The 19,540-nt window shown below is 64.6% G+C and carries 22 protein-coding genes and 1 tRNA gene; 11 read left to right on the forward strand and 12 right to left on the reverse strand.

Annotation, left to right across the window (positions count from 1 at the left end):
- The first annotated feature begins 112 nt into the window (after positions 1-112).
- On the forward strand, positions 113-979 hold the full coding sequence (locus AC0L3P_RS22125; RefSeq protein WP_275168008.1) for an isocitrate lyase/PEP mutase family protein: 867 nt from the start codon (positions 113-115) through the stop codon (positions 977-979).
- Positions 976-1,275, forward strand: a complete 300-nt coding sequence (locus AC0L3P_RS22130; RefSeq protein WP_027518495.1) for an acylphosphatase — start codon at positions 976-978, stop codon at positions 1,273-1,275. The genes AC0L3P_RS22125 and AC0L3P_RS22130 overlap by 4 nt, the downstream gene beginning before the upstream one ends.
- 8 nt (positions 1,276-1,283) lie before the next feature.
- Here the strand turns inward: AC0L3P_RS22130 and AC0L3P_RS22135 are convergent, their stop codons facing one another.
- The gene (locus AC0L3P_RS22135; protein WP_275168007.1) at positions 1,284-2,804 is read right to left on the reverse strand and encodes a PAS domain-containing sensor histidine kinase; all 1,521 of its coding nucleotides are present in this window, start codon (positions 2,802-2,804) and stop codon (positions 1,284-1,286) included.
- Between the two features lie 152 nt (positions 2,805-2,956).
- Between AC0L3P_RS22135 and AC0L3P_RS22140 the strand changes: the two genes are divergently transcribed.
- The 3 genes from AC0L3P_RS22140 to AC0L3P_RS22150 are packed head-to-tail and all read left to right on the forward strand — an operon-like array spanning position 2,957 to position 5,629.
- Positions 2,957-3,514: a GbsR/MarR family transcriptional regulator gene (locus tag AC0L3P_RS22140; protein ID WP_275168401.1), complete on the forward strand. Its 558-nt coding sequence runs from the start codon at positions 2,957-2,959 to the stop codon at positions 3,512-3,514.
- Positions 3,515-3,530: 16 nt separating this feature from the next.
- Entirely contained in the window at positions 3,531-4,196 is a 666-nt protein-coding gene (locus tag AC0L3P_RS22145; protein WP_275168006.1) for a DUF4166 domain-containing protein, read from the forward strand.
- Positions 4,193-5,629 (forward strand): TIGR01777 family oxidoreductase, encoded by a 1,437-nt coding sequence (locus AC0L3P_RS22150; RefSeq protein ID WP_473304998.1) that lies wholly within the window; start codon positions 4,193-4,195, stop codon positions 5,627-5,629. Before AC0L3P_RS22145 ends, AC0L3P_RS22150 begins: the two co-directional genes overlap by 4 nt.
- A gap of 12 nt (positions 5,630-5,641) precedes the next feature.
- Here the strand turns inward: AC0L3P_RS22150 and AC0L3P_RS22155 are convergent, their stop codons facing one another.
- Positions 5,642-6,496 (reverse strand): LysR family transcriptional regulator, encoded by an 855-nt coding sequence (locus AC0L3P_RS22155; RefSeq protein ID WP_275168004.1) that lies wholly within the window; start codon positions 6,494-6,496, stop codon positions 5,642-5,644.
- Positions 6,497-6,608: 112 nt separating this feature from the next.
- Here AC0L3P_RS22155 and AC0L3P_RS22160 point away from each other — a divergent pair, with 112 nt between their 5' ends.
- Positions 6,609-7,031 (forward strand): tautomerase family protein, encoded by a 423-nt coding sequence (locus AC0L3P_RS22160; RefSeq protein WP_275168003.1) that lies wholly within the window; start codon positions 6,609-6,611, stop codon positions 7,029-7,031.
- Between the two features lie 61 nt (positions 7,032-7,092).
- Here the strand turns inward: AC0L3P_RS22160 and AC0L3P_RS22165 are convergent, their stop codons facing one another.
- Positions 7,093-7,806: a DNA helicase gene (locus AC0L3P_RS22165; RefSeq protein WP_275168002.1), complete on the reverse strand. Its 714-nt coding sequence runs from the start codon at positions 7,804-7,806 to the stop codon at positions 7,093-7,095.
- Positions 7,807-7,989: 183 nt separating this feature from the next.
- Positions 7,990-8,727: a lipoyl(octanoyl) transferase LipB gene (lipB, locus tag AC0L3P_RS22170; protein ID WP_275168001.1), complete on the reverse strand. Its 738-nt coding sequence runs from the start codon at positions 8,725-8,727 to the stop codon at positions 7,990-7,992.
- Between the two features lie 80 nt (positions 8,728-8,807).
- Between lipB and AC0L3P_RS22175 the strand changes: the two genes are divergently transcribed.
- Positions 8,808-9,050 carry a FliM/FliN family flagellar motor switch protein gene (locus AC0L3P_RS22175; RefSeq protein WP_007603171.1) on the forward strand — a complete coding sequence of 81 codons (243 nt, stop codon included), beginning with the start codon at positions 8,808-8,810 and terminating at the stop codon, positions 9,048-9,050.
- Positions 9,051-9,253: 203 nt separating this feature from the next.
- Positions 9,254-9,338, forward strand: a tRNA-Leu gene (locus tag AC0L3P_RS22180).
- 149 nt (positions 9,339-9,487) lie between these two features.
- Here AC0L3P_RS22180 and AC0L3P_RS22185 read toward each other — a convergent pair.
- Positions 9,488-10,309: a DUF2182 domain-containing protein gene (locus tag AC0L3P_RS22185; protein WP_275168000.1), complete on the reverse strand. Its 822-nt coding sequence runs from the start codon at positions 10,307-10,309 to the stop codon at positions 9,488-9,490.
- A gap of 63 nt (positions 10,310-10,372) precedes the next feature.
- Positions 10,373-11,002, reverse strand: coding sequence for a DUF1326 domain-containing protein (locus AC0L3P_RS22190; RefSeq protein ID WP_275167999.1), 630 nt, complete (start codon positions 11,000-11,002; stop codon positions 10,373-10,375).
- A gap of 256 nt (positions 11,003-11,258) precedes the next feature.
- Here AC0L3P_RS22190 and AC0L3P_RS22195 point away from each other — a divergent pair, with 256 nt between their 5' ends.
- The gene (locus tag AC0L3P_RS22195; RefSeq protein ID WP_275167998.1) at positions 11,259-11,867 is read left to right on the forward strand and encodes a cysteine hydrolase family protein; all 609 of its coding nucleotides are present in this window, start codon (positions 11,259-11,261) and stop codon (positions 11,865-11,867) included.
- 12 nt (positions 11,868-11,879) lie between these two features.
- Here the strand turns inward: AC0L3P_RS22195 and AC0L3P_RS22200 are convergent, their stop codons facing one another.
- The 5 genes from AC0L3P_RS22200 to AC0L3P_RS22220 form a co-directional block, all read right to left on the reverse strand.
- A complete protein-coding gene (locus AC0L3P_RS22200; protein ID WP_275167997.1) occupies positions 11,880-13,040 on the reverse strand; it encodes a DUF305 domain-containing protein in 1,161 nt (386 codons plus the stop codon).
- Positions 13,037-13,216: a CsbD family protein gene (locus AC0L3P_RS22205; protein ID WP_007603181.1), complete on the reverse strand. Its 180-nt coding sequence runs from the start codon at positions 13,214-13,216 to the stop codon at positions 13,037-13,039. Before AC0L3P_RS22205 ends, AC0L3P_RS22200 begins: the two co-directional genes overlap by 4 nt.
- Before the next feature lie 145 nt (positions 13,217-13,361).
- Positions 13,362-14,966, reverse strand: coding sequence for an alpha-amylase family glycosyl hydrolase (locus AC0L3P_RS22210; RefSeq protein WP_275167996.1), 1,605 nt, complete (start codon positions 14,964-14,966; stop codon positions 13,362-13,364).
- 43 nt (positions 14,967-15,009) lie between these two features.
- The gene (locus tag AC0L3P_RS22215) at positions 15,010-15,552 is read right to left on the reverse strand and encodes a hypothetical protein (RefSeq protein WP_275167995.1); all 543 of its coding nucleotides are present in this window, start codon (positions 15,550-15,552) and stop codon (positions 15,010-15,012) included.
- Between the two features lie 11 nt (positions 15,553-15,563).
- Positions 15,564-16,739 carry a zinc-dependent alcohol dehydrogenase gene (locus AC0L3P_RS22220; RefSeq protein ID WP_473305006.1) on the reverse strand — a complete coding sequence of 392 codons (1,176 nt, stop codon included), beginning with the start codon at positions 16,737-16,739 and terminating at the stop codon, positions 15,564-15,566.
- Between the two features lie 172 nt (positions 16,740-16,911).
- On the opposite strand from AC0L3P_RS22220, the gene AC0L3P_RS22225 reads away from it, so the two are divergent.
- Positions 16,912-17,694 (forward strand): SDR family NAD(P)-dependent oxidoreductase, encoded by a 783-nt coding sequence (locus AC0L3P_RS22225; protein WP_275167993.1) that lies wholly within the window; start codon positions 16,912-16,914, stop codon positions 17,692-17,694.
- A 345-nt stretch (positions 17,695-18,039) separates the two neighbouring features.
- Here AC0L3P_RS22225 and AC0L3P_RS22230 read toward each other — a convergent pair whose 3' ends face one another.
- The gene (locus AC0L3P_RS22230) at positions 18,040-18,444 is read right to left on the reverse strand and encodes a response regulator (RefSeq protein WP_275167992.1); all 405 of its coding nucleotides are present in this window, start codon (positions 18,442-18,444) and stop codon (positions 18,040-18,042) included.
- 87 nt (positions 18,445-18,531) lie between these two features.
- Between AC0L3P_RS22230 and AC0L3P_RS22235 the strand changes: the two genes are divergently transcribed.
- On the forward strand, positions 18,532-19,539 hold the full coding sequence (locus AC0L3P_RS22235; RefSeq protein ID WP_473305013.1) for a chemotaxis protein CheB: 1,008 nt from the start codon (positions 18,532-18,534) through the stop codon (positions 19,537-19,539).
- Position 19,540: the final 1 nt, after the last annotated feature.

The following is a 19,540-nucleotide window of genomic DNA, read 5'->3' on the forward strand; positions in this document are numbered from 1 at the left end:
CGACAGAGAATGACGGCCACCATCGCCGTCAACAACTACTCCCTGGGGTAATGGGTCCTGGCTTTCGCCAGGACGACGGCGGGACGCAATTCGAACTAACCGAGACATCACCATGGCCTTTCGTTCCCGCCGCGAAAAACTGCGATCGATCCTGTCGGGCGGGACTTGCGTCCATCCCGGCTCGGTCTACGACGCCATCTCGATCCGCATCGCCGAGGATCTCGGTTTCCCGCTCGGCATGTTCGGCGGCTCGGTGGCTTCGCTCGCGGTGCTCGGCGACCCCGACATCACGCTGATCACGCTCACCGAGCTTGCCGAGCAGATGCGGCGGATGTCGCGTGCGGCAGCACTTCCGGTGCTGGTCGATGCCGATCACGGCTATGGCAATGCGCTCAACGTGCGCCGCACGGTGCAGGAGCTGGAGACGGCGGGCGCCGCCGGCCTTACCATTGAGGACACGCTGCTGCCGGCTGGCTTCGGCGCAGCGAAGACGCAGCTGATCTCGCTGGAGGAGGGCGTCGGCAAGATGAAGGCGGCACTCGACGGCCGCGGCGACCCCTCGCTCGTCATCATGGGCCGCACCGGTGCGGCCTCGATCACCTCGATCGAGGATGCGATCCGCCGCGCCAGGGCCTATGAGGATGCCGGTGTCGATGCACTGTTCTTCACCGGCATCAAGTCGCGCGCCGAGCTCGAGGCGATCACATCCGCCACGCGCCTGCCGATCGTGCTCGGCGGCGCGCCGGAGGAGTTGAACGTGCTCGATGATCTCGCTGGCTGGCGCGTTCGCATCGCGCTTCAGGGCCATGCGCCGATCGCGGCCGCAACGCAGGCCGTCTACGAGACGCAGAAGGCGCTGCGCGACGGCACTGCGCCGAAGAATCTCAAAGGCCTTCCGTCATCGGACTTGATCAGCCGCGTCACGCGGGAGGCCGACGTCAAGGCGCGCAGCGCCGATGTCCTCGGACTGAAACAATGAGCCGGGCGATCCTCCAGGTGATGATCCGCGGGCGCGTGCAGGGCGTCGGCTATCGGGCCTGGCTCGAGCATCAGGCGACGACGTGCGGTCTCGAGGGCTGGGTCCGCAACCGCCGCGACGGCAGCGTCGAAGCGCTGTTCGCAGGGCCGCCAAAGCACGTCGCCGACATGGTTGCGCTGTGCCGCCACGGGCCGCCGTCCTCGCGCGTCGACAGCGTCACCAGCGAGACGGCCGACGTCGATGAGCTGAACTTGCGCCGGGCAGGCGAGGCGTTTTCGGTGTTGCCGACGGTGTAGCTAAAGAATCACCGCGGCAGCTTGGCGATCGCTTCGCTCAATTCGTGGATCTCGTAGGGCTTGCGCAGGATCGGGAAGTCGCCGCGCACGCCTGCGGCGACTTCGCTGTAGCCGGTGGCGAGCAGGATCGGCAGGCCGGGGCGGATCTGGCGGAGGTGATGGGCGAGGCTGAGCCCGTCCATCTTGCCCGGCATGACGATATCCGAGAACACGAAGTCGACGCCGTTCTTCTCGATCTCGCTCAAGGCGGCTTCGGCGTCCGCGACCCGGCGCACGTGATAGCCGAGCTGCTCCAGAAGACCGATGCTGACGGCGGCGACGTCCGGATTGTCCTCGACCAGCAGCACAGTGCCGCTGCCTTGAAACGCCGGTTCTGCCGCCGCATCGCGCGACGGTGCGTCTTCGCCGCGCGGCAGGAGGATGGTGAAGGTCGTGCCTTTGCCGAGCGCGCTCGCGACCCGGACCGTGCCGCCGGCCTGATGGGCGAAGCCGTGCACCTGGGAGAGACCGAGGCCGGTGCCTTTTCCGATCGGCTTGGTCGTGAAGAACGGCTCGAAGATCTTGTCGAGAACGTCGGAGGGAATGCCGAGGCCGGTATCGGTGACGTCGATCGCGATGAATTCGCCCACGAGGGGGTCCTCGTCGAGCACGAGATTGCGCGCTGCGATCGTCACCGTGCCTCCGTCGGGCATCGCGTCGCGGGCATTGATGACGAGGTTGAGCAGCGCGGTCTCGAGCTCGGAGACGTCGGTCCTGATCGGCCAGACGTCGCTGCTGACGTCGAAAGCCAGGCGCACGGAGCTGCCGACGCCGGCGTCGAGCACCTCGCGGATCGCCGCGATGCGGTCGGCGAAGTCGATCGCCTGCGGATTGACGCTCTGCCGCCGTGCGAAGGTGAGGAGCTGGTTGGTCAGCGCCGCGCCGCGCCTGGCGGCGGTCTCGATCGCCGAGATCGCGCGCTGAAGCTTGGCTTCGTCGTCGGCCCCTCGTTTCAGCATGTGGAGGCTGCCGCTGATGATCATCAGGAGGTTGTTGAAGTCGTGGGCGACCCCGCCGGTGAGCTGGCCGAGCGCATCGAATTTCTGGGATTCGGCGAGCTGCTTCTGCATCGCCTCGAGCTTGATCTGGGTATTGCGGCGCTCGGTGATGTCGCGCGTGATCTTGGCGAAGCCGACCAGCTTGCCGTCCTCGTAGATCGGATCGATCACGACGCTCGCCCAGAAGAAGGTGCCGTCCTTGCGGACGCGCCAGCCTTCCTCCTCGTAACGGCCCTTGTCCCGCGCGATCCCGAGCGCACGGGCGGGCTTACCGTTGGCGCGGTCGGTCTCGGTGTAGAAACGGGAAAAGTGCTGGCCGAGGATCTCCCCGGGCGAATAGCCCTTGATGCGCTCGCCGCCGATGTTCCAGCTGGTGATGATCCCGGTGGGGTCGAGCATGTAGAGCGCGTAGTCCGCGACCCCTTCAACCAACAGGCGGAAACTGCGTTCACTCTCGAACAAGTCTCTCTGCTGACTGAACTTCTCGACCATTCCCGGACCCTGCCTTAACGGGGGCAAACGCCGCAGGTGGCGGATTGTTCCCCGAGCTTGGAACCTTTTTAGGCAATATTGCGAGCCCGTATGCAGGGCGCAAGCCAGGGGATGCTCTTGACAGCCGATCCTATTCGTCAGATATTTCTGTTATGACAGAAATAACCGGAAGAAAGAAACTCCCAGCCGCCGTCGAGCGCTTCATCCTGCATTGGGGCGACATGGGGGACCAATGGGGCGTCAATCGCTCGGTGAGCCAGATCCACGGGCTGCTCTATCTGGCCGAGGCGCCGATGACGGCCGAGGACATCGCCGACACCCTCGGTATGGCCCGCTCCAACGTCTCCAACTCGCTCAAGGAACTGCTCGCCTGGAACTTGATCCGGCGCGTCCCGATTCTCGGTGATCGCCGTGACCATTACGAGGCCGAGACCGACATCTGGGAAGTCGCTGCCAGGATCGCGGCGCGGCGCAAGGAGCGGGAGCTTGATCCGGCGATCACAGCGCTCAGGGCCTGCGTGTCCGATGCCGCCGACGATCCGACCATCAATCCGGTCGCGAGCAAACGGCTGAAGGAGATGCTCGCCTTCACCGAGCTCGCCGACCACTGGTTCATGCAAATGCTGAAGGTGCCGCGGCCGCGGCTGGTCGCCTTGATGCGGCTTGGCGAGAAGATCGCCAATCTGCTGCCGCTGGGGAAGGCCAAATAGGTTTGAGGAGGGTGCGATGACGTCGGCAAGATTATCAGGCTCCAACGCATCGACCTTCGCTCACACGAAACTGCTCGACGATCGCCGCTTCCGCGCGCTGCTGTCGGACGAGGATTGGGGCCGGCTGCCGCTGGCGACCTGGCGACGCTTTTCGAAACGTGTCGCCGACGGCGACAGCATCGTCTATGTCGGCGTGGTCGATGAGATCGGCTTCAGCGGCATCGGCTGGTGGTTCGCCCAAGCCGCGCGCCTGATCGGCGGTCCGTTGCCGACCGGCCGCGACACCGGCGTCCCCATCGTCGTCACGGTGACCGAAGACGCCGGGGGCGGCGGCCAGACTTGGACCCGCATCTGCGCGCGCAAGCGCGGCTTTCCGCAAGTGATCCATTCCGCCAAACGCTTTGCCGGTCCGACCGGGCTCGAGGAATATGTCGGCTTCGGCGTTTCGATGGCGCTCCGCATCGCAGTCGAGGACCAGGCGCTGACGTTTCGCAGCGCCGGTTATGGGCTCCAGTTTGGACGTCTGTGGATTCCGCTGCCGCGATGGCTGACGCCGGGCGAACTCACGGTGACGCACAGCGATCTCGGCGAGGGCGCCTTCCGCTTCACCCTCGATGTCGTTCATCCGCGTTACGGCGCGCTGATCCACCAGTCCGCCATGTTTAGGGAGGCCGTGTCATGACACAGCTCATGTGGACGCTCATCGCCATCCAGATCGTGATGGGCGTGTTCGACACCTTCTATCACCACGAATTCACCGAACGGCTGGCCTGGCGTCCGTCACAGCGTTTTGAGCTGAAGCTGCACGGCATCCGCAACATGCTTTATGCGCTGCTGTTCCTCGTGCTCGGCTGGCTCGAAGTCTATGGCGTGCTGGCGCTGCTGGTCGTCGCGGTGCTGGTTGCCGAGATCGTCATCACGCTGATGGATTTCGTCGAGGAGGATCTCAGCCGAAAACTGCCGCCGAGCGAGCGGATCAATCACACGCTGCTCGCGATCAATTACGGCGCCATCCTGGTGCTGCTGCTGCCGGTGCTGATCGACTGGGCCATGCAGCCCGTCGGCGTGACGGTCGTGTATCAGGGCCTGCTCAGCATTGCCGCGATGGCCTGTGCGGTTGGTGCGGCGCTCTGCGGGCTCAGGGATTTCGCGGCGATGCGCCGGCTCGGCCGCATGCGAAGCGTTCCCGCGCATGGGCTCGTCGAAAAGCTCTCCGGCCGCAAGACCGTGCTGATATCAGGCGCCACCGGCTTCATCGGCAGCCGCCTCGCAGCGAGCCTCAGCGGAGCAGGGCATCAGGTGATTGCGCTGATCCGCAATCCCGCGAAGGCCGATATGCTGCCGCCGCCGGTCACGCTGATCACCAGCCTCGATCAGCTCGCCTCGGACACGCCTATCGATGCCATCGTCAATCTCGCCGGCGAGCCGATCGGCAACGGCCTGTGGACCGAGGCGAAGCGCGCGAAGATCCTCGGGTCGCGCATCGACATGACAGGCGAGATCGTAAGATTGATCGCGCGGCTGGAGCGCAAGCCCGAGGTGCTCGTCAGCGGCTCTGCGATCGGCTGGTATGGCCTGTGGGCCGACCAGGTGCTGACGGAATCGGCGAAGTCGCACGCCTGCTTCAGCCACGAGCTGTGCGCGGCCTGGGAGGCGGCGGCGCGACCGGCGGAGGAGCTCGGCGTCCGCGTGGTCAATTTGCGCATCGGCCTCGTGCTCGGCACCGAAGGCGGCTTCGTCACGCGCATGCTGACGCCGTTCGAGTTCGGGCTCGGCGGTCCCATCGGCACCGGGCGGCAGTGGATGTCCTGGATCGAGCGCGACGATCTGATCCGGCTGATCGCCTATGTGATGGCGACGCCTGATCTGACGGGTCCCGTCAATGCCACCGCGCCGATCCCCGTCACCAACGCAAAGTTCAGCGAGGAGCTAGGCCGCCGTCTGCATCGGCCCGCCGTGTTTCGCATTCCCGGCGGGCTGCTGCGCCGGATCGGCGGCGGCTTCGCCGACGAACTCCTGCTCGGCGGCCAGCGCGTGCTGCCGAACAAGGCGTTAAGCCGCGGTTTTGTGTTTCGCCACGAGACGCTGCGAAGCGCGTTCGAGGCGATCTTGTAAGGCCGTGCGGCGTCAGACCGCCGCCACGCTCCGAAACGTCGCCGCCACCGCGCGCAATGCCGCCAGCTTGGCGGGATCGCTGACCTTCGAATGCAACATCACCTTCGAGCTGCCGAGTTTCGGCAGCTTGTGCGTCGGCCCAATGTCGACCAGCCCGGGAGGCGCGATCCGTCGCGCCAGCGGCGCGATTGCAAGTCCGGCGAGCGCGGCTGCCACCACGGCAGTGACGCCGCCGCCGACGAAGCGCTCACGCCATTTGAGGCCGGCCTTGTCGAGCGCGCGCACGGCGATGGCGCGAACGCCGCAGGGTGGGGCGAGCGTCGCGAGCGGCAACTGTTCGCCCTTCGGCACGGCAAAGCGTCGTGATGCGAACCAGCCGAACTCGTCCTCGGCCAGCGTCTCGCCGCCGCGGCGGCTGCCTTCCTGGCGCACGATCACCGCATCCAGTTGGCCCGAATCATAGGCCTCCTGCATCTCGCGCGAGAAACCGATGGCGACGGCGAGCGTGAAGTTCGACGACATCGCATGCAGGCGTTCGAGCAGGGGTACCAGTTCGGGGCCTGCGGCGTGATCGGAGATGCCAAGCGAGAGCGACTGCGCGACTGACGCCTCGCCCGACAGCGCGAGGTCATGTGCCGCGATCAGGGCGCGGGCGCGCTCGAGGAAAGTCGCGCCGTCTGCCGTGAGCCGGACTGCGCGCGGCGAGCGCTCGACGAGGCGCTTGCCGAGCAGCGTCTCCAGCCGTTGCAGCTTCAGACTGACCGCTGCCTGCGTCGTGCCGAGCGCTTCGGCGGTCCGCGTAAAGCTCTGGAGGTCGGCGACCAGCAGGAAGGCTTGGACCGTGGCGATGTCGAGCGTTGCTGTCATTATGATATCTTATCACTGGTATCAACAGAGATAAGATACCAAAATGTGGAGGGCGGGTCTAGCTTCTCCCCAACCCCGCGCAACACTTGCGCGACATCCGAGGAGAACGACCATGCCGCTGATCACCGTGTCCTACACCACCTCCCGCCAGTCGCCTTCGCTGAAAGCCGACATCGCGAGCGCCGTGTCCGAGCTTACCGCAAAAATCCTGCACAAGGATCCGGAGGTCACCGCCATCATCGTGAAGTCAGTGGAGGCGGGCGACTGGTTCGCCGGCGGCAAGTCGCTCGCGGAGCAAAAGCTGGCGAGCTACTGGATCGACATCCACGTCAGCGAAGGCACCAACACCAAGGACGAGAAGGCCACCTACCTCGCCGCGATGTTCCAGCGCATGGCCGGGATCCTGGGCCCGCTGCATCACGAGACCTATCTGCATGTCGACGAGGTCAAGGGCGACGCCTATGGCTTTGGCGGCATGACCCAGGAACGGCGCTACATCGCCGGCAAGCTCGAGGTTTCGCCGGAGAAGGCATGAGGAGCGAGGCCGCGGGTGAACAACCGCACCCGCGGCCTGAACCGGTTGGGCCTCCTGATCGTCAGCTCGCTATGCGAAACTGAACTTCGTCCTTGTTCAGGAAACAGGTCTTGTCGAACAGCTTCAGGTCGAGCGGGTTTGGCAGCCTGACATCGTCCAGGTCAGGGCAGGGCTTGAGCGAGGGATCATAGGAGCGGTCGATCTGCGAGATAAAGACGACGATCAATCCCTTGTCGCGCGCGAATGATTTCAACGCGCGCACCTGAACGGTGAGGTCGGGGTTTTCCCGCCGCTGGTCGAGCAGTTGCAGATAGTCGATCACCACGACCGTGCCGCGCGGTGCTGCGGCCATCTGCTTGACGACGTAGTCGGCACTGATGGCGTCGGAGCAGTCGACCTCGAAGAGTTTGTCGAATTGCGCGAGGTCCACGCGGATCGCCCGAAAGCGATCGAAGACGTCTTTCTCGGTGTACTCGAGCGAGAAGAACGCCGCGCGGTGGCCCGACCGCATCGCCTCCACGGCAAGCTCGAGGCTCATCAGCGTCTTGCCCTGGCCGGGGCGCGCGCCGACCAGCACCAGGTCGCCCGGTCGGAATTGCGGGAAGAGCCTGTTGGCCGGCGTCGCTGCGGCCGCTTTCGCCGCGAGCATGCTCCAGGCGGAAAAGCCTTCCGTCGCGGCGATGCGGTCGAGCGCATCGTGCAGCGGGATGCCTTCCTCGCGGGACAGGCGCTTCGCTCTTCGCTTCAGATGATAGATGGGTGCAGACAGTCTCATCGCAAAAACCTCCCATTGCGAGCTGAAACGCAACCCCTCCTAATGCCTGGCGCTCGAACAGTCGGTCCGATGATCAATTCGCCCGGCATGAATGTACTTTCCCGGCGGAGGGGGGAGGCGTGGGCGACACCGAAATCGAGCGTAGCTGATTCCGGGTTTGCGGAGAATGAGGGAGACCGGAAGTTAGGCCGCTGCTTCGGGCATCAGCACCCGGGTCGGCCCGAACAGCTCCTCGAAGGCTTGCCGGAGCGCGACGTCGACATCGGCCATCGTCGCGAGCTGGCCGAGATCGACCAGCGAGGTGACGCCGTAGCGGGGATCGGCGACGCCGCAGGGCACGATGCCGGCGAAATGCGACAGCTCTGGCTCGACATTGATGGCGATGCCGTGGAACGAGACCCAGCGCTTCAGCCGGACGCCGATCGCCGCGATCTTGTCCTCGTGCTCGGGTCCCTTGTCGGGCCGCTTGACCCAGACGCCGACCCGGTCCTCGCGCCGTTCGCCACGGATGTTGAAGGCAGCGAGTGTCCGCAGAATCAGCTCCTCCAGGCTCGCGACATAGGCCCGGACATCCGGCCGGCGGCGCTTGAGGTCGAGCATGACATAGGCCACGCGCTGGCCGGGCCCGTGATAGGTGAGCTGGCCGCCGCGCCCGGTGGCAAAGGTCGGGAATCGGGCATCGAGCAGGTCGGATTCCTTGCCGGAGGTACCGGACGTGTAGAGCGGGGGGTGCTCCAGCAGCCAGACCAGCTCCGGGGCTTCACCGGCGGCGATCGCCGCGACGCGCGCCTCCATTTCGGTCACGGCCTCCGGATAGGGCACGGGCGCGTCCGAAATCCGCCACTCCACGGGCTCGCCGGAGGAGGCGGAAAACGACGTCAAATCGAGCTCTTGGCGGGGGTTTTGGGGTGAATTAACCATTGGCTAACCATAACCGGGTGATGATCGCAGGCGCAAATACCAAGTCCCTAGTCCTAGTCCCAAGTTGCGGTGGTGCTGCAGTGCCTACTCTCGACAAAGTCACCGTGGATCTCATGGTCGTCCTCGGGACGACCACCATGCCGATCCATCAGGTATTACGTCTTTCCCGCGGCGCCATCATCGAGCTGGACGCAACCGAGGCCGACGAGGTCAAGGTTTTGGCCAATAATTTGCCGGTCGCCTCCGGCGTCGTGCTGGTCGACCGCAACCGGATCGCGGTCGAGGTCAAGCAGATGCTGCCACGCATCCCGGGCACGCGGTAGCGGCCTGGGCACGCGGTAGCGGCCCGGGCACGTGTAGCGGCCTAGGCAGGCGGAAAAGGCCGATCCCGGCGCGAAGAGCCGGAACTTTCCTGCCAAGCTTGTGGAATTCAGGGCTTTTGGAGGCTTGTACCCCTCTGATGGATTTGTTAGATCGGCGCCGTTGATCCGGTTGGCCTTCAAGCCTCAAGCCGGCATCCCCAAAAGCGCTCGTGGCGGAATTGGTAGACGCGCTGCCTTGAGGTGGCAGTGAGTAAAATCGTGGGGGTTCGAGTCCCTCCGAGCGCACCAAGCAAACAGACACGCGAAGGATCTTTTCGCGGTCCGCAGTGCCCTCAGTGTTCGCACTGCGAACCCTGGAATTGGGCCTCCACCAGTCTCCGATGTTCGATCTCGCGGCCGAGGGTTCACTCCGTCGGCGTGATCGGCCGCCGCCGCAATCACCGCGGCAAGGTCAGCAGGAGCCAGGCGCCAGTGGCCACATAGGCGATGCCGGCAGCCCGCGCGATCCAGCGTCCCACCGGTGTGACTTTCTCCAAAAGTACAAGCAGCGACAGAAGCGCGATCCAGAGCACGTTCATCACACCACCCACGAACAACAGCGCCATCAAAACCCAGCAGCAGCCGACACAATAGCCTCCGTGCCGAAAGCCCAGCAGGACGCAGCCTCGCACGTCGCTGCGAAAGCCGCCGTGGCGCATCAGGAATAGAAACGGCGACTGACATTGGGCAAGACAGACGTCTTTCAGCCGTGTCCATTGATAGACGCCCGCCGCGATCAGCACGATGGCGCCGAGCAGGTTGCTCGCGATCGCCATCCGGGAATTCAGCAGGGCGGCCCGCTCGATCGCCCATTGGAGCAAAGTGGCTGCCAGCGAAAAGCCGCACCAGGCGAAAAGATAACCGGCAGCAAACCAGCCGGTCGCGGCGAATGGCTTGCCTTGCGCTTTGCCCTGTCGGCCTACGCGGGCGTACATCAGGATCATCGGCGCGGCAGAGGGAGCCATCATTCCAACCATCATCACCGCCCACATCAGGAACACATAGGCGAACTCGATCGTTCGCCACGGCTCGTTGGCCGGCAGCATGATTCCGGTCCCGGCTGGGATCATGCGGAACTCGGTCATGTCCATGCCGCCCATGTCCATGTCGTTGGCAAGCCAGAGCACATAGCTCCATGCCAGCGCGACAATGAGGACGATCGCACCGCCGACGATGCAGCGATCGCGCCGCAGCACGGCTTCCAGGGGGCTGTCCGTCATTTGCGATCGATGTTGTACGATCGATGTTGCCAGCGCCGATACAGCCGGTATCGGGAGTTTACATCACGCCTGGTTCGACCAGCGGATCGGTGCATACAGGCCGTTCCTGCCGGAATTATCCCAGCGCATGCCATGATCGCTAAAGGTATTGCCGGCGGCGCCGACGGCCATCACCATGGCGTCGGGGCTGACCGGATGACCGATGTTCACCCACATCTCGCCGCTCGGATGCATGGTCGGTAGCGGATCGACGGACATGTGCAGGATGCCGGGTATTTCCGCGGAGCGCGTCTTGCCGTCGATCCGGAACGTGATCGGGACCTTGCGCACCCCAAGGTTCTTGCTGATCAGCGGCGCGAACGCGGCCATGGGACCGCCGGCACCGCCGGTGAAGATTGCAGCCAGGGCCTCGGTCTGGTCATCGTTGGCGCGCTGATCGATATAGACGGCCACCGACCAGTCTCCGTCTGCCATGACCCCAGGTGCGTGGAGGATGACGAGCACATTGAGCTCATCGAGCGCGATATCGCCGTAGCGGCCGGTCTCGATGTGGAAGATCAGCGGTACGTTGCAGAAGCCCTCGGTCGGTCGCGCGGTCAACGGGGGCGCCGCCGACACCAGGCAGGGACACACGATGCTGCAACTGCAATTCTCGAAATAGTCACCGGAAAGGTGCCATGGGACATCCGCCATTGCTGTCTCCCGCTTGGCCGAACCCGATAGATGCTTTCGAATGAGCTACGTAGAGTTGAAAATTACGCTTGGTTGGGAAGCTGCGCAAGCCGATTCCACCGACGCCGGGCTTCTCTTGATTGGTCTGCGTCGGCAAGCACTTCCTCCGGCGCGGATGACCGTGGAACGATGGCCGTCGGAATCGCATTGCACTCGGTGAGGTCGCTGCGGAAATGCCGGCTCCGGCGCATGGCCATGTTCCTGATGGTGGAGAACGATGAAAGACAGCGCGTCGGAAGTGACCGACATCAGCGACGCCGTTCACTTGTGCATCGACATGCAGAACATCTTCGCTCCTGGCAGTCTCTGGGAGACGCCATGGATGGCGCGAGTGTTGCCGACGATCGCCTCGATCGTTTCGCGCCATCAGGCCAGAACGATCTTCACGCGATTCATCACGCCGGAGAACCCGGAGGATCGGCCCGGACAGTGGCAGAGCTATTTTCGTCGCTGGCGACAGGCGACCCGCAAGCAGCTTCCGCCGTCCGGTCTTGAACTCGTGCCGGCCCTGAGCCGCTTCGTTCCGCCGGCTGCCATCATCGACAAGCCGGCCTATTCCGCGTTCAGCAATCCCGGCCTCGCCGGCCTGCTGATCGACAAGAACGTCGGCACGGTCGTCATCACCGGGGCGGAGACGGACGTCTGCGTGCTCTCGACGGTCCTGAGCGCTGTCGATCTCGGCTTTCGGGTCGTCATCATCGAGGATGCGCTGTGCAGCTCGTCCGACGTCGGCCATGATGCGCTCATGACGATGTACCGCACCCGCTTTCACGGCCAGGTCGATCTGATGACCGCCGAGGAATTGGCGCAGTTCTGGCGCGAGTAGGGGACGATCCGCTCAATTGAAATTGTCGCCGAGCATGTTGTGGAAGGCGGTGGCGACGGCGGCAATGCCGCTGGCGCCGTGCATCAGCGCGATCTCGCCCTGCTGCTCGTGGCGAATGGCGTGGGCCATCACACGCAGGCGCAGATCGCCGCCGCTATGCCACATCTGGTCAGCCATCTTGACGGCGCCGGCGTGATGCCTGCTCATCGTCTCGACGAACAGCGTGTCGAATTGATCCGCCGGCGCGGCTTTGACCTGTCGCATCTCGGCCTGTGTCAGGAAGCCCGGCATGGCGGCACGTTCGTCCGAGCTGCAATCGGGCATCTCGGTGTCGAACCAGCTCAACCACCACGTCTCGAAAATCCGGTTCTCGCCGGTCTGGCTTGCGACCATCAGCATCGCCAGCTTTCGCAGATGCGGGTCCTGCGCGCGCTCCGTTGCGGTCCGGGCCAGCTCGATGCCCTGGGCATGATGCGCGGTCATATGACGGATGTAACTCTGGTCCGCGTCCCTGTCGCGGCCCATCCATGGCGGCTCGTACCCATGGCTGCCGAACAACGCGGTCGCGCCGAGCAGCGCGATCAGAGCCAGCGCGCCGGTGATCCAGGCATTGGTGAAGCGAATATCGCGCGCGGGTGCCGCGCCTCGCCTCCAGCGCAACCGGGCGAACAGGGGATACATCACTGCCGAGGAGGCGTGAACGAGCAGGCCGATCCAGTAGGGCTGCTGCAGCGTGAACAGCGGCTGCCAGAACGGAAACAGCGGCACCAGCACGAACCATTCCATGCTCGACGAGAACACGGCCCAGGGCAGTGCGAGCAGCAGGATCGTGAGCGGCCGCAACTCGGCGGTCCAGCGCCCGAGCACGCCGAAGAACACCACCGCCCAGGAGAAGTCCGCCCATTGATGGAAGGCGATCCCGGCAAGGACCGCGCTCCACGACGGCTCTGCGCTGATCGCCCAATCGCGCGCGGGAATGGCGGCGACGGTCATCCAGTCGACGGCGGCATCGCGTCCGAGGCGCGCGGCGGAGAGCTGGCTGACGATGGTCGAGAAGGTGCTGCTGATCAGGCCGAGTTCGGCAGCGGCGATCCAGCGCGAGCGTCGCCGTGAGGCGCCTTCATCACCGGTGCGAATCGAATTGGAAATGGCTGACGGCGCGGCGGCGTTCACGTCAGCTGATTGAGTTTCTTCAACGGATTGAGCTCGCTCGGCTTGCTCTGTTCGTCCCGGCCGCGCTCCGCCTGCTCCTTGCCTTCCTCATGGAGATCCTGATCGCCGACGATCTCGCCGACGGCCTGTTTCGCCTTGCCAGCGATCCGCTGACCGAGGCCCTTGGTCTTGCTCATGGTCTGCCTCCACGCTCGCGCCGCTACCCCGGCGCTTGAAGGGGGATGAGCGCCGGGGCCGCGGTTTCGTCTATTCAGCCTCCGGCAGGGGGGACGTCGGAAGCGTTGAATGAGACTCGCTGCCGCGCGGATGGTTCCTCGGCGGTCATCTTGGCTCGAGTTCGATGATCACGCCTTCATTGCCGCGGAGCAGGATTGAGGCGCCCGGCAACGGCTCGGACGGCAGGTCGAGATGCGTCGACATCAGCAGGCGGCCGCGACCTTGCCAATGCCACTTCCGCGGCTCGGCGGCGATGTTGAGCACGACCAGAATTTCCTTGCCGCCGTCCGTCCGCCTGTAGGCAAGAACGTCGTTCTGCGAGCGTAGCGGCTCGTAGCCGCCGTGGCGCAGGCAGGCATGCTCACGCCGCAGCGTCATCAGCGCGCGAAACAGCGCCAGGATCGAACGCGCGTCGCGCTGCTGCGCGGCCACGTTGGCCGCGCCTTCGGGAGGCTCCAGCGGCAGCCATGGATCGCCCGTTGTAAAGCCGCCGTTGCTGCTGTCATCCCATCGCATCGGCGCGCGTTCGGGATCGCGACAAAGGCCGTACCCCGGCACGAGCTTCTCGAAGGGATCGTGGACGCGGTCGGGCGGAATGGGAACGCGCTTGCGGCCGATCTCGTCGCCCATGAAGAAGAACGGCGTTCCCCGCAACGTCATCAGCAGCATCGCCAGCACCCGCATCTGCGGCTCGCCAATCTTGCTCGCGATCCGCTGCTTGTCATGGCCACCGATCACCCAGACCGGCCAAGCATGATCCGGGATAGCGTTGAAATACGCGTCGATCGTCGCTTGCAGGGACAGCGCGTCCCATTGCGAGTCGAGCAGTGCGAAATTGAGCGGCAGATGCAGGCGCGGCCGGTCGTTGCCGTAGAAGTGGCCGATGCGGTCGGTCTTGCCCTGGACTTCGCCGCACAACATCCGCCCGGGATAACCGTCGATCACTTCGCGGATGAATTCGATGCAATCCATCGTCTCCGGCCGGTCGTCGGTAAAGACGGGCGTCTGGCGCTGCGGCGGCGGCTTGCCTTCCGCTTGCGGGTTATGCGGATTGTCGCGCAGCAGCGCGTCCTTGATCAGCACCGCGCTGGCGTCGACGCGGAAGCCGTCGACGCCGCGATCGAGCCAGAAGCGCATGACATCGGCGATCGCAGCGCGCAGCTGCGGGTTTCTCCAGTTCAGATCGGGCTGCTCGACCAAGAAGGAATGGTAGTAATATTGCCGCCGCGCCTCGCACCATTCCCAGCCGCTGCCGCCAAACCGGCTCAGCCAGTTGTTGGGCGGGCCGCCATTCTCGGCCGCGTCGGCCCAGAAGTACCAATCGGCCTTCGCGCTGTTCCGTGAACTGCTGCTCTCGACGAACCATGCGTGGTCGTTCGCGGTATGATTGGGCACGAGATCGAGGATCACGCGGATCCCCGCCGTGTGCAGGGCCTTGAGCAGGCGGTCGAACGCGTCGAGGTTGCCGAACGCAGGGTCAATGGAGCAGTAGTCGGAGATGTCGTAGCCGAGGTCGCGGAACGGGCTCTTGTGGATCGGCGTCAGCCACACCGCGTCGACGCCGAGCCATTTCGGATAGTCGATCCGCGAGGTCAGGCCGGCGAGGTCGCCCTTGCCGTCGCCGTCCGAGTCCTGGAACGAGATCAGTGCGATTTCGTAGATGACGGCGGATTCCCACCACGCACCTTCGTTACGGGACGCCTCGCTCATTGCCTTGCATCACCTCGTCTTGCATCACCTCGTCGTGTGGCCTTCAGGTACGTCCCGCCGTAGCGTTCGCTGCGATCTGCTTGGCCGCGGTTCGGGCGCTCTCGATGCCCTTGGGATAGCCGCTACGGTTCGGATACAGCTTGCGCCGTGCGTCGCGCGGCGGCCGCTGCGGCTTGGTATCCTGCGCGGCGCGGTAGTCGAGCATCGCGATGCCGCCGACCATCAGCAGCGCCAGCGCGATATTGCCCTTTTTGGGATTGTCCGCGGTCAGCCCCGAGAGCAGCGCGGCGGCATCGAGGCCGTCGCCGCCGACGCGGGCCCACAGGCCGGCGTTCTTCTCGACCGAGAGCGTCATGATCCCGGCCAGAATCTCGCGCACGCCGAAGGTGCGAACCAACGTCTCATGGCCTTCCATGCCCAGCGTCTCCGTGACGCGCCGCGGGGCGAAGAATTCCACGACGCCGAGACCGATGCTGAACCAGCCGAGCGCACGGGCGAGCTGGTCTTCGGGCCGCTTCAGGCTCGGGCCGCCCTCGACGATTTTCGGGTCGCCCTTGGTGCGAACGATGTTGGAAAAATGAAACATGGACTTACTCCTCAGGGCTTCAGCACGACCTTGACGCAGGAGTCGCGCTTGTCGCGAAACACCTGATACATCTCGGGGCCTTGGCTGAGCGGGACGGTGTGGGTGATGACGAAGGACGGATCGATCTCGCCTTCCTCGGTGCGGCGGAGCAGGTCGTCGGTCCAGCGGTTGACGTGGGTCTGGCCGGTGCGCATCTGCAGGCCCTTGTTCATGAAGGCGCCCATCGGAAGCATGTCGGAGAATCCGCTGTACACGCCGGGCACCGAGATGATGCCGCCGGGACGGCAAACATAGATCATCTCGCGCAGCACATGCGGCCGGTCGCTCTCCACCATCACCATCTGCTTGGCGCGATCGAGCAGCGTGTCGGGCAGGGAGGCCATCACATGCGACTCCATGCCGACGCAATCGATACATTTCTCGGGGCCTCTGCCGTCGGTGAGCTCCTCGAGCCGCTCCAGGACGCTTTCGTTTTCGAAATTAATGGTGGTGGCGCCGCCGGCTTCGGCCATGCTGAGCCGTTCGGGAAGGCAGTCGATCGCGATCACCTGGTTGGCGCCGAGCAGGATGGCGCTGCGGATCGCCATCTGCCCCACGGGCCCGCAGCCCCAGATCGCGACCGTATCGGTCGGCTCGATGTCGCATTGCGCGGCGGCCTGCCAGCCGGTCGGGAAGATGTCGCTGAGAAACAGCAGCTTCTCGTCGGGAATGCCGTCGGGCACCTTGATGTGGGTGGCATCGGCGAACGGCACCCGTAGATATTCGGCCTGGCCGCCGGGATAGCCGCCGGTCAGATGGGTGTAGCCGAACAGGCCGGCCGTCGTGTGTCCGAACGCCTTGTCTGCCAGATGTCGTTTGCGATTGGTGGTTTCGCACACTGAGAAATTGCCGCGCTTGCACTGGTCGCATTCGCCGCAAATGATCGTGAAGGGCACGACGACGCGGTCGCCCTTCTTCAGCTTGCCGTCGACGCCGGAGCCGACCTCGACCACTTCGCCCATGGTCTCGTGGCCCATGATGTCGCCGGGCAGCATGCCCGGAATGTAGTTGTGAAAGAGGTGGAGGTCCGAGCCGCAGATGGCGCAGCTCGTGACCTTGATGATCGCGTCGCGCGGATCCTGAATCTCCGGATCGGTGACGGTATCGCAGCGTATGTCTTCCTTGCCGTGCCAGACCAGCGCCTTCATCTCTGTTCTCCCGCGAGCTACGAGGCATCCAAGTCGAACAACGAACGATGGTTGCTATCGCACGGTGCAAAATCTTTGCGCCGCACCAGCCTGTGTCCCGATAGGAACGAGCGGCCATTGCGGTGATTGGAGCGTCATCAATCCCACTCAAGGACAAGCGAAGGATACGCTCATGGCCGCCAATCAACTCGCCGTCGTCACCGGCGCCTCCACCGGCATCGGCCTGGAACTCGCCAGATGTTGTGCCCAAGGAGGCTTCAACCTTGTCATCGCGGCGGACGAGCCCGAGATCGAGAGGGTGGCCGTCGATCTCCGCAGGCTCGGCACCAGCGTCGAGGCGGTGCAGGCTGATCTCGCCACCACCCAAGGCGTCGACAAGCTCTGCGCCGCGGTCGGCGACCGGCCGATGGACGCGCTGCTGGCCAATGCCGGTGTCGGCCTCGGCAAGGCCTTCCTCGATCAGGATTTTGCCAGGATCAAGCACCTCGTCGATACCAACATCACCGGCACGCTGTATCTGATCCATCGCGCCGGCAACGAGATGCTTCGCCGCAATTCGGGCCGTATCCTGATCACGGGCTCGATCGCCGGATTCACGCCGGGCAGTTTTCAGGCGGTCTACAACGCCAGCAAGGCGTTTCTCGATTCATTCTCGTTTGCACTGCGCGAGGAGCTGCGCGACAGCGGCGTCACCGTCACTTGCCTGATGCCGGGCGCCACGGAAACCGAGTTCTTCCGCCGCGCCGACATGATGGACACCAAGGTCGGCACGGAGCCGAAGGACAGTGCCTACGACGTCGCGAAGGCCGGCTTCGACGCCATGTTGCGCGGCGAGTCCGACATCGTGACCGGAATGAAGAACAAGCTTCAGACCACAATCGCCAACGTCACGCCGAACGAGATGTTGGCAAAACAGCATCGCAAGATGGCGGAGCCGGGCACGGCGAAGTCGTAGAACGATGCTCCCGCAATCTCTGCTGGGCGGTGCGGTCGTTCCCGCGGACCAACAAAGGAGCACGCCGATTCACATAGCCTAATGCGCAAAGCTCCCCGAGCCTTCAAATTGGTTGGGCTGGAAAAAAGGGGGCTGCGATGCCGATGGATCGCGTCGAACAGGCGTTTGTCGCAACGGCGATCACGGGCTTTCTGGTGATGATGGCGGCGATCGTCTGGATGATGATGGGCTGACGGCCGGGAGGGCTGCTGATTGCGGATCGCATTGCCCTATGCTGCGGTGCTCCTGTGCCTGGCGGTGACCGCCTGGCTCGCTTTCGCGCATCTATTCTGATCGCTATCAGGCTCAACCGTGCGGATCGGCGATTAGCGCGGCCAGCCTCTGAGCCATCGCCGGCAGATCGATCGGTTTCTCCAGGATCGGCACGTCGTGGAATTCCGGACTGATCGTGACCTTGTCGTAGCCGGTCGTGAACAGGAACGGTATGTTCCGTGCCTTAAGTTCGCGTGCGACAGGAAAGATCATCTCGCTTCGGATGTTCACGTCGAGCACGGCGGCATCCAGGATGCCGCCATCTCGCAGGATCCTGAGCGCGTCGTCGAGATCACCGGCCGGCCCCGCGACCTCTGCACCGAGCGCCTGACATGCCTTGCCAATGTCATCGGCGAGAAAATATTCGTCCTCGACAATGAAGATGCGCCGCCCGCTGAGCGGCGACTGTGGACCTGACGATCCAGGCGAAATCGCCATGGTGCCTCGTGCCTTCCTTTGCGGTCGGTAGGAACATAGGGCGGTGACCCGCCTTGGTACAAACGAATACAACCGATAGTGGGTTCCATGAGCAACCGCGACATCATCGTCATAGGTGGCTCGGCCGGCGCGACCGCGCCGCTGAAGCAGATCCTCGGCCGCCTTCCGCCCGATCTGCCCGCGGCGGTGTTCATCGTGCTGCACATCCCGGCGCAAGGGATCGGCATTCTCTCAACGGTCGCCAGCAGTGCCGGCCCGCTGCCGGTCCGGCAGGCCGAAAACGGCATGAAGATCGAGCCCGGCCGGGTTTATCTGGCCGCACCGGACCATCATCTGCTGCTGTCCGAGGATCGCGTGTTCCTCGGGCGCGGTCCGCGCGAGAACATGGTCCGGCCGGCCATCGACGCCTTGTTCCGCTCGGCCGCCATCAATTACGGCCCGCGCGTGATCGGTGTGCTCCTTAGCGGCCTGTTGTCCGACGGTTCGGCCGGTCTCAACGCCATCAAGCGTTGCGGCGGAATTTCGGTGGTACAGGACCCCTCGGACGCCATTGCCGATGAAATGCCAAGAAGCGCCCTTGAGGCGACCATCATCGATCTTTGCGTCCCCGGCGCCGGAATGGGCGATGTGCTGTCCGATCTCGCCAGGGAGGCTGCCGGCGCCGCGCTGCCGATCCCACCGGAGATCCGGCTCGAGGTCGAGATCGCGGCCGGCGAACGGATCGGCAGTGACAAGCTGCTCTCGGTGGCTGATCCGGTTGCGCTGACCTGTCCGGCCTGCGGGGGCGTGCTGTCCGAGATGAAGGACTCGCACCCGATGCGCTTCCGCTGTCAGGTCGGTCACGCCTTCGCCGCCGACATCCTCGCAAAAGAGCAGGAGGGGCAAGTGGATGAAGCCCTGCGGGTCGCACTGCGCATTATCGAGGAGCGGGCTGAGCTGGTGCAGCGAATGGCCGCCGACGGCCGGCGCAACGGCCGGCCTGCGGTTGCCGAGATGTACCAGGCGCGGGCTGCCGAATATCGCGAATATGCCGACATGATCCGGCGCGTCGTGCTAAAGTCCCTCGATCCTCCGGCTCGCAAGCGGGAGGCTTGAG

The sequence above is a fragment of the Bradyrhizobium sp. WSM4874 genome, assembly GCF_055811835.1.

Excerpts from the sequence above, each read along its gene's own strand:
- AC0L3P_RS22205 (WP_007603181.1), bottom strand. The coding sequence starts at position 13,216 with ATGAGCAAGACCAAGGGCCTCGGTCAGCGGATCGCTGGCAAGGCGAAA.
- AC0L3P_RS22215 (WP_275167995.1), bottom strand. The coding sequence starts at position 15,552 with ATGTTTCATTTTTCCAACATCGTTCGCACCAAGGGCGACCCGAAAATC.
- lipB (WP_275168001.1), bottom strand. The coding sequence starts at position 8,727 with ATGGTTAATTCACCCCAAAACCCCCGCCAAGAGCTCGATTTGACGTCG.
- AC0L3P_RS22230 (WP_275167992.1), bottom strand. The coding sequence starts at position 18,444 with ATGGCGATTTCGCCTGGATCGTCAGGTCCACAGTCGCCGCTCAGCGGG.
- AC0L3P_RS22190 (WP_275167999.1), bottom strand. The coding sequence starts at position 11,002 with ATGGCGGATGTCCCATGGCACCTTTCCGGTGACTATTTCGAGAATTGC.
- AC0L3P_RS22145 (WP_275168006.1), top strand. The coding sequence starts at position 3,531 with ATGACGTCGGCAAGATTATCAGGCTCCAACGCATCGACCTTCGCTCAC.
- AC0L3P_RS22185 (WP_275168000.1), bottom strand. The coding sequence starts at position 10,309 with ATGACGGACAGCCCCCTGGAAGCCGTGCTGCGGCGCGATCGCTGCATC.
- AC0L3P_RS22155 (WP_275168004.1), bottom strand. The coding sequence starts at position 6,496 with ATGACAGCAACGCTCGACATCGCCACGGTCCAAGCCTTCCTGCTGGTC.
- AC0L3P_RS22150 (WP_473304998.1), top strand. The coding sequence starts at position 4,193 with ATGACACAGCTCATGTGGACGCTCATCGCCATCCAGATCGTGATGGGC.
- AC0L3P_RS22140 (WP_275168401.1), top strand. The coding sequence starts at position 2,957 with ATGACAGAAATAACCGGAAGAAAGAAACTCCCAGCCGCCGTCGAGCGC.
- AC0L3P_RS22125 (WP_275168008.1), top strand. The coding sequence starts at position 113 with ATGGCCTTTCGTTCCCGCCGCGAAAAACTGCGATCGATCCTGTCGGGC.
- AC0L3P_RS22160 (WP_275168003.1), top strand. The coding sequence starts at position 6,609 with ATGCCGCTGATCACCGTGTCCTACACCACCTCCCGCCAGTCGCCTTCG.
- AC0L3P_RS22130 (WP_027518495.1), top strand. The coding sequence starts at position 976 with ATGAGCCGGGCGATCCTCCAGGTGATGATCCGCGGGCGCGTGCAGGGC.
- AC0L3P_RS22220 (WP_473305006.1), bottom strand. The coding sequence starts at position 16,739 with ATGAAGGCGCTGGTCTGGCACGGCAAGGAAGACATACGCTGCGATACC.
- AC0L3P_RS22225 (WP_275167993.1), top strand. The coding sequence starts at position 16,912 with ATGGCCGCCAATCAACTCGCCGTCGTCACCGGCGCCTCCACCGGCATC.
- AC0L3P_RS22235 (WP_473305013.1), top strand. The coding sequence starts at position 18,532 with ATGAGCAACCGCGACATCATCGTCATAGGTGGCTCGGCCGGCGCGACC.
- AC0L3P_RS22165 (WP_275168002.1), bottom strand. The coding sequence starts at position 7,806 with ATGAGACTGTCTGCACCCATCTATCATCTGAAGCGAAGAGCGAAGCGC.
- AC0L3P_RS22210 (WP_275167996.1), bottom strand. The coding sequence starts at position 14,966 with ATGAGCGAGGCGTCCCGTAACGAAGGTGCGTGGTGGGAATCCGCCGTC.
- AC0L3P_RS22135 (WP_275168007.1), bottom strand. The coding sequence starts at position 2,804 with ATGGTCGAGAAGTTCAGTCAGCAGAGAGACTTGTTCGAGAGTGAACGC.
- AC0L3P_RS22195 (WP_275167998.1), top strand. The coding sequence starts at position 11,259 with ATGAAAGACAGCGCGTCGGAAGTGACCGACATCAGCGACGCCGTTCAC.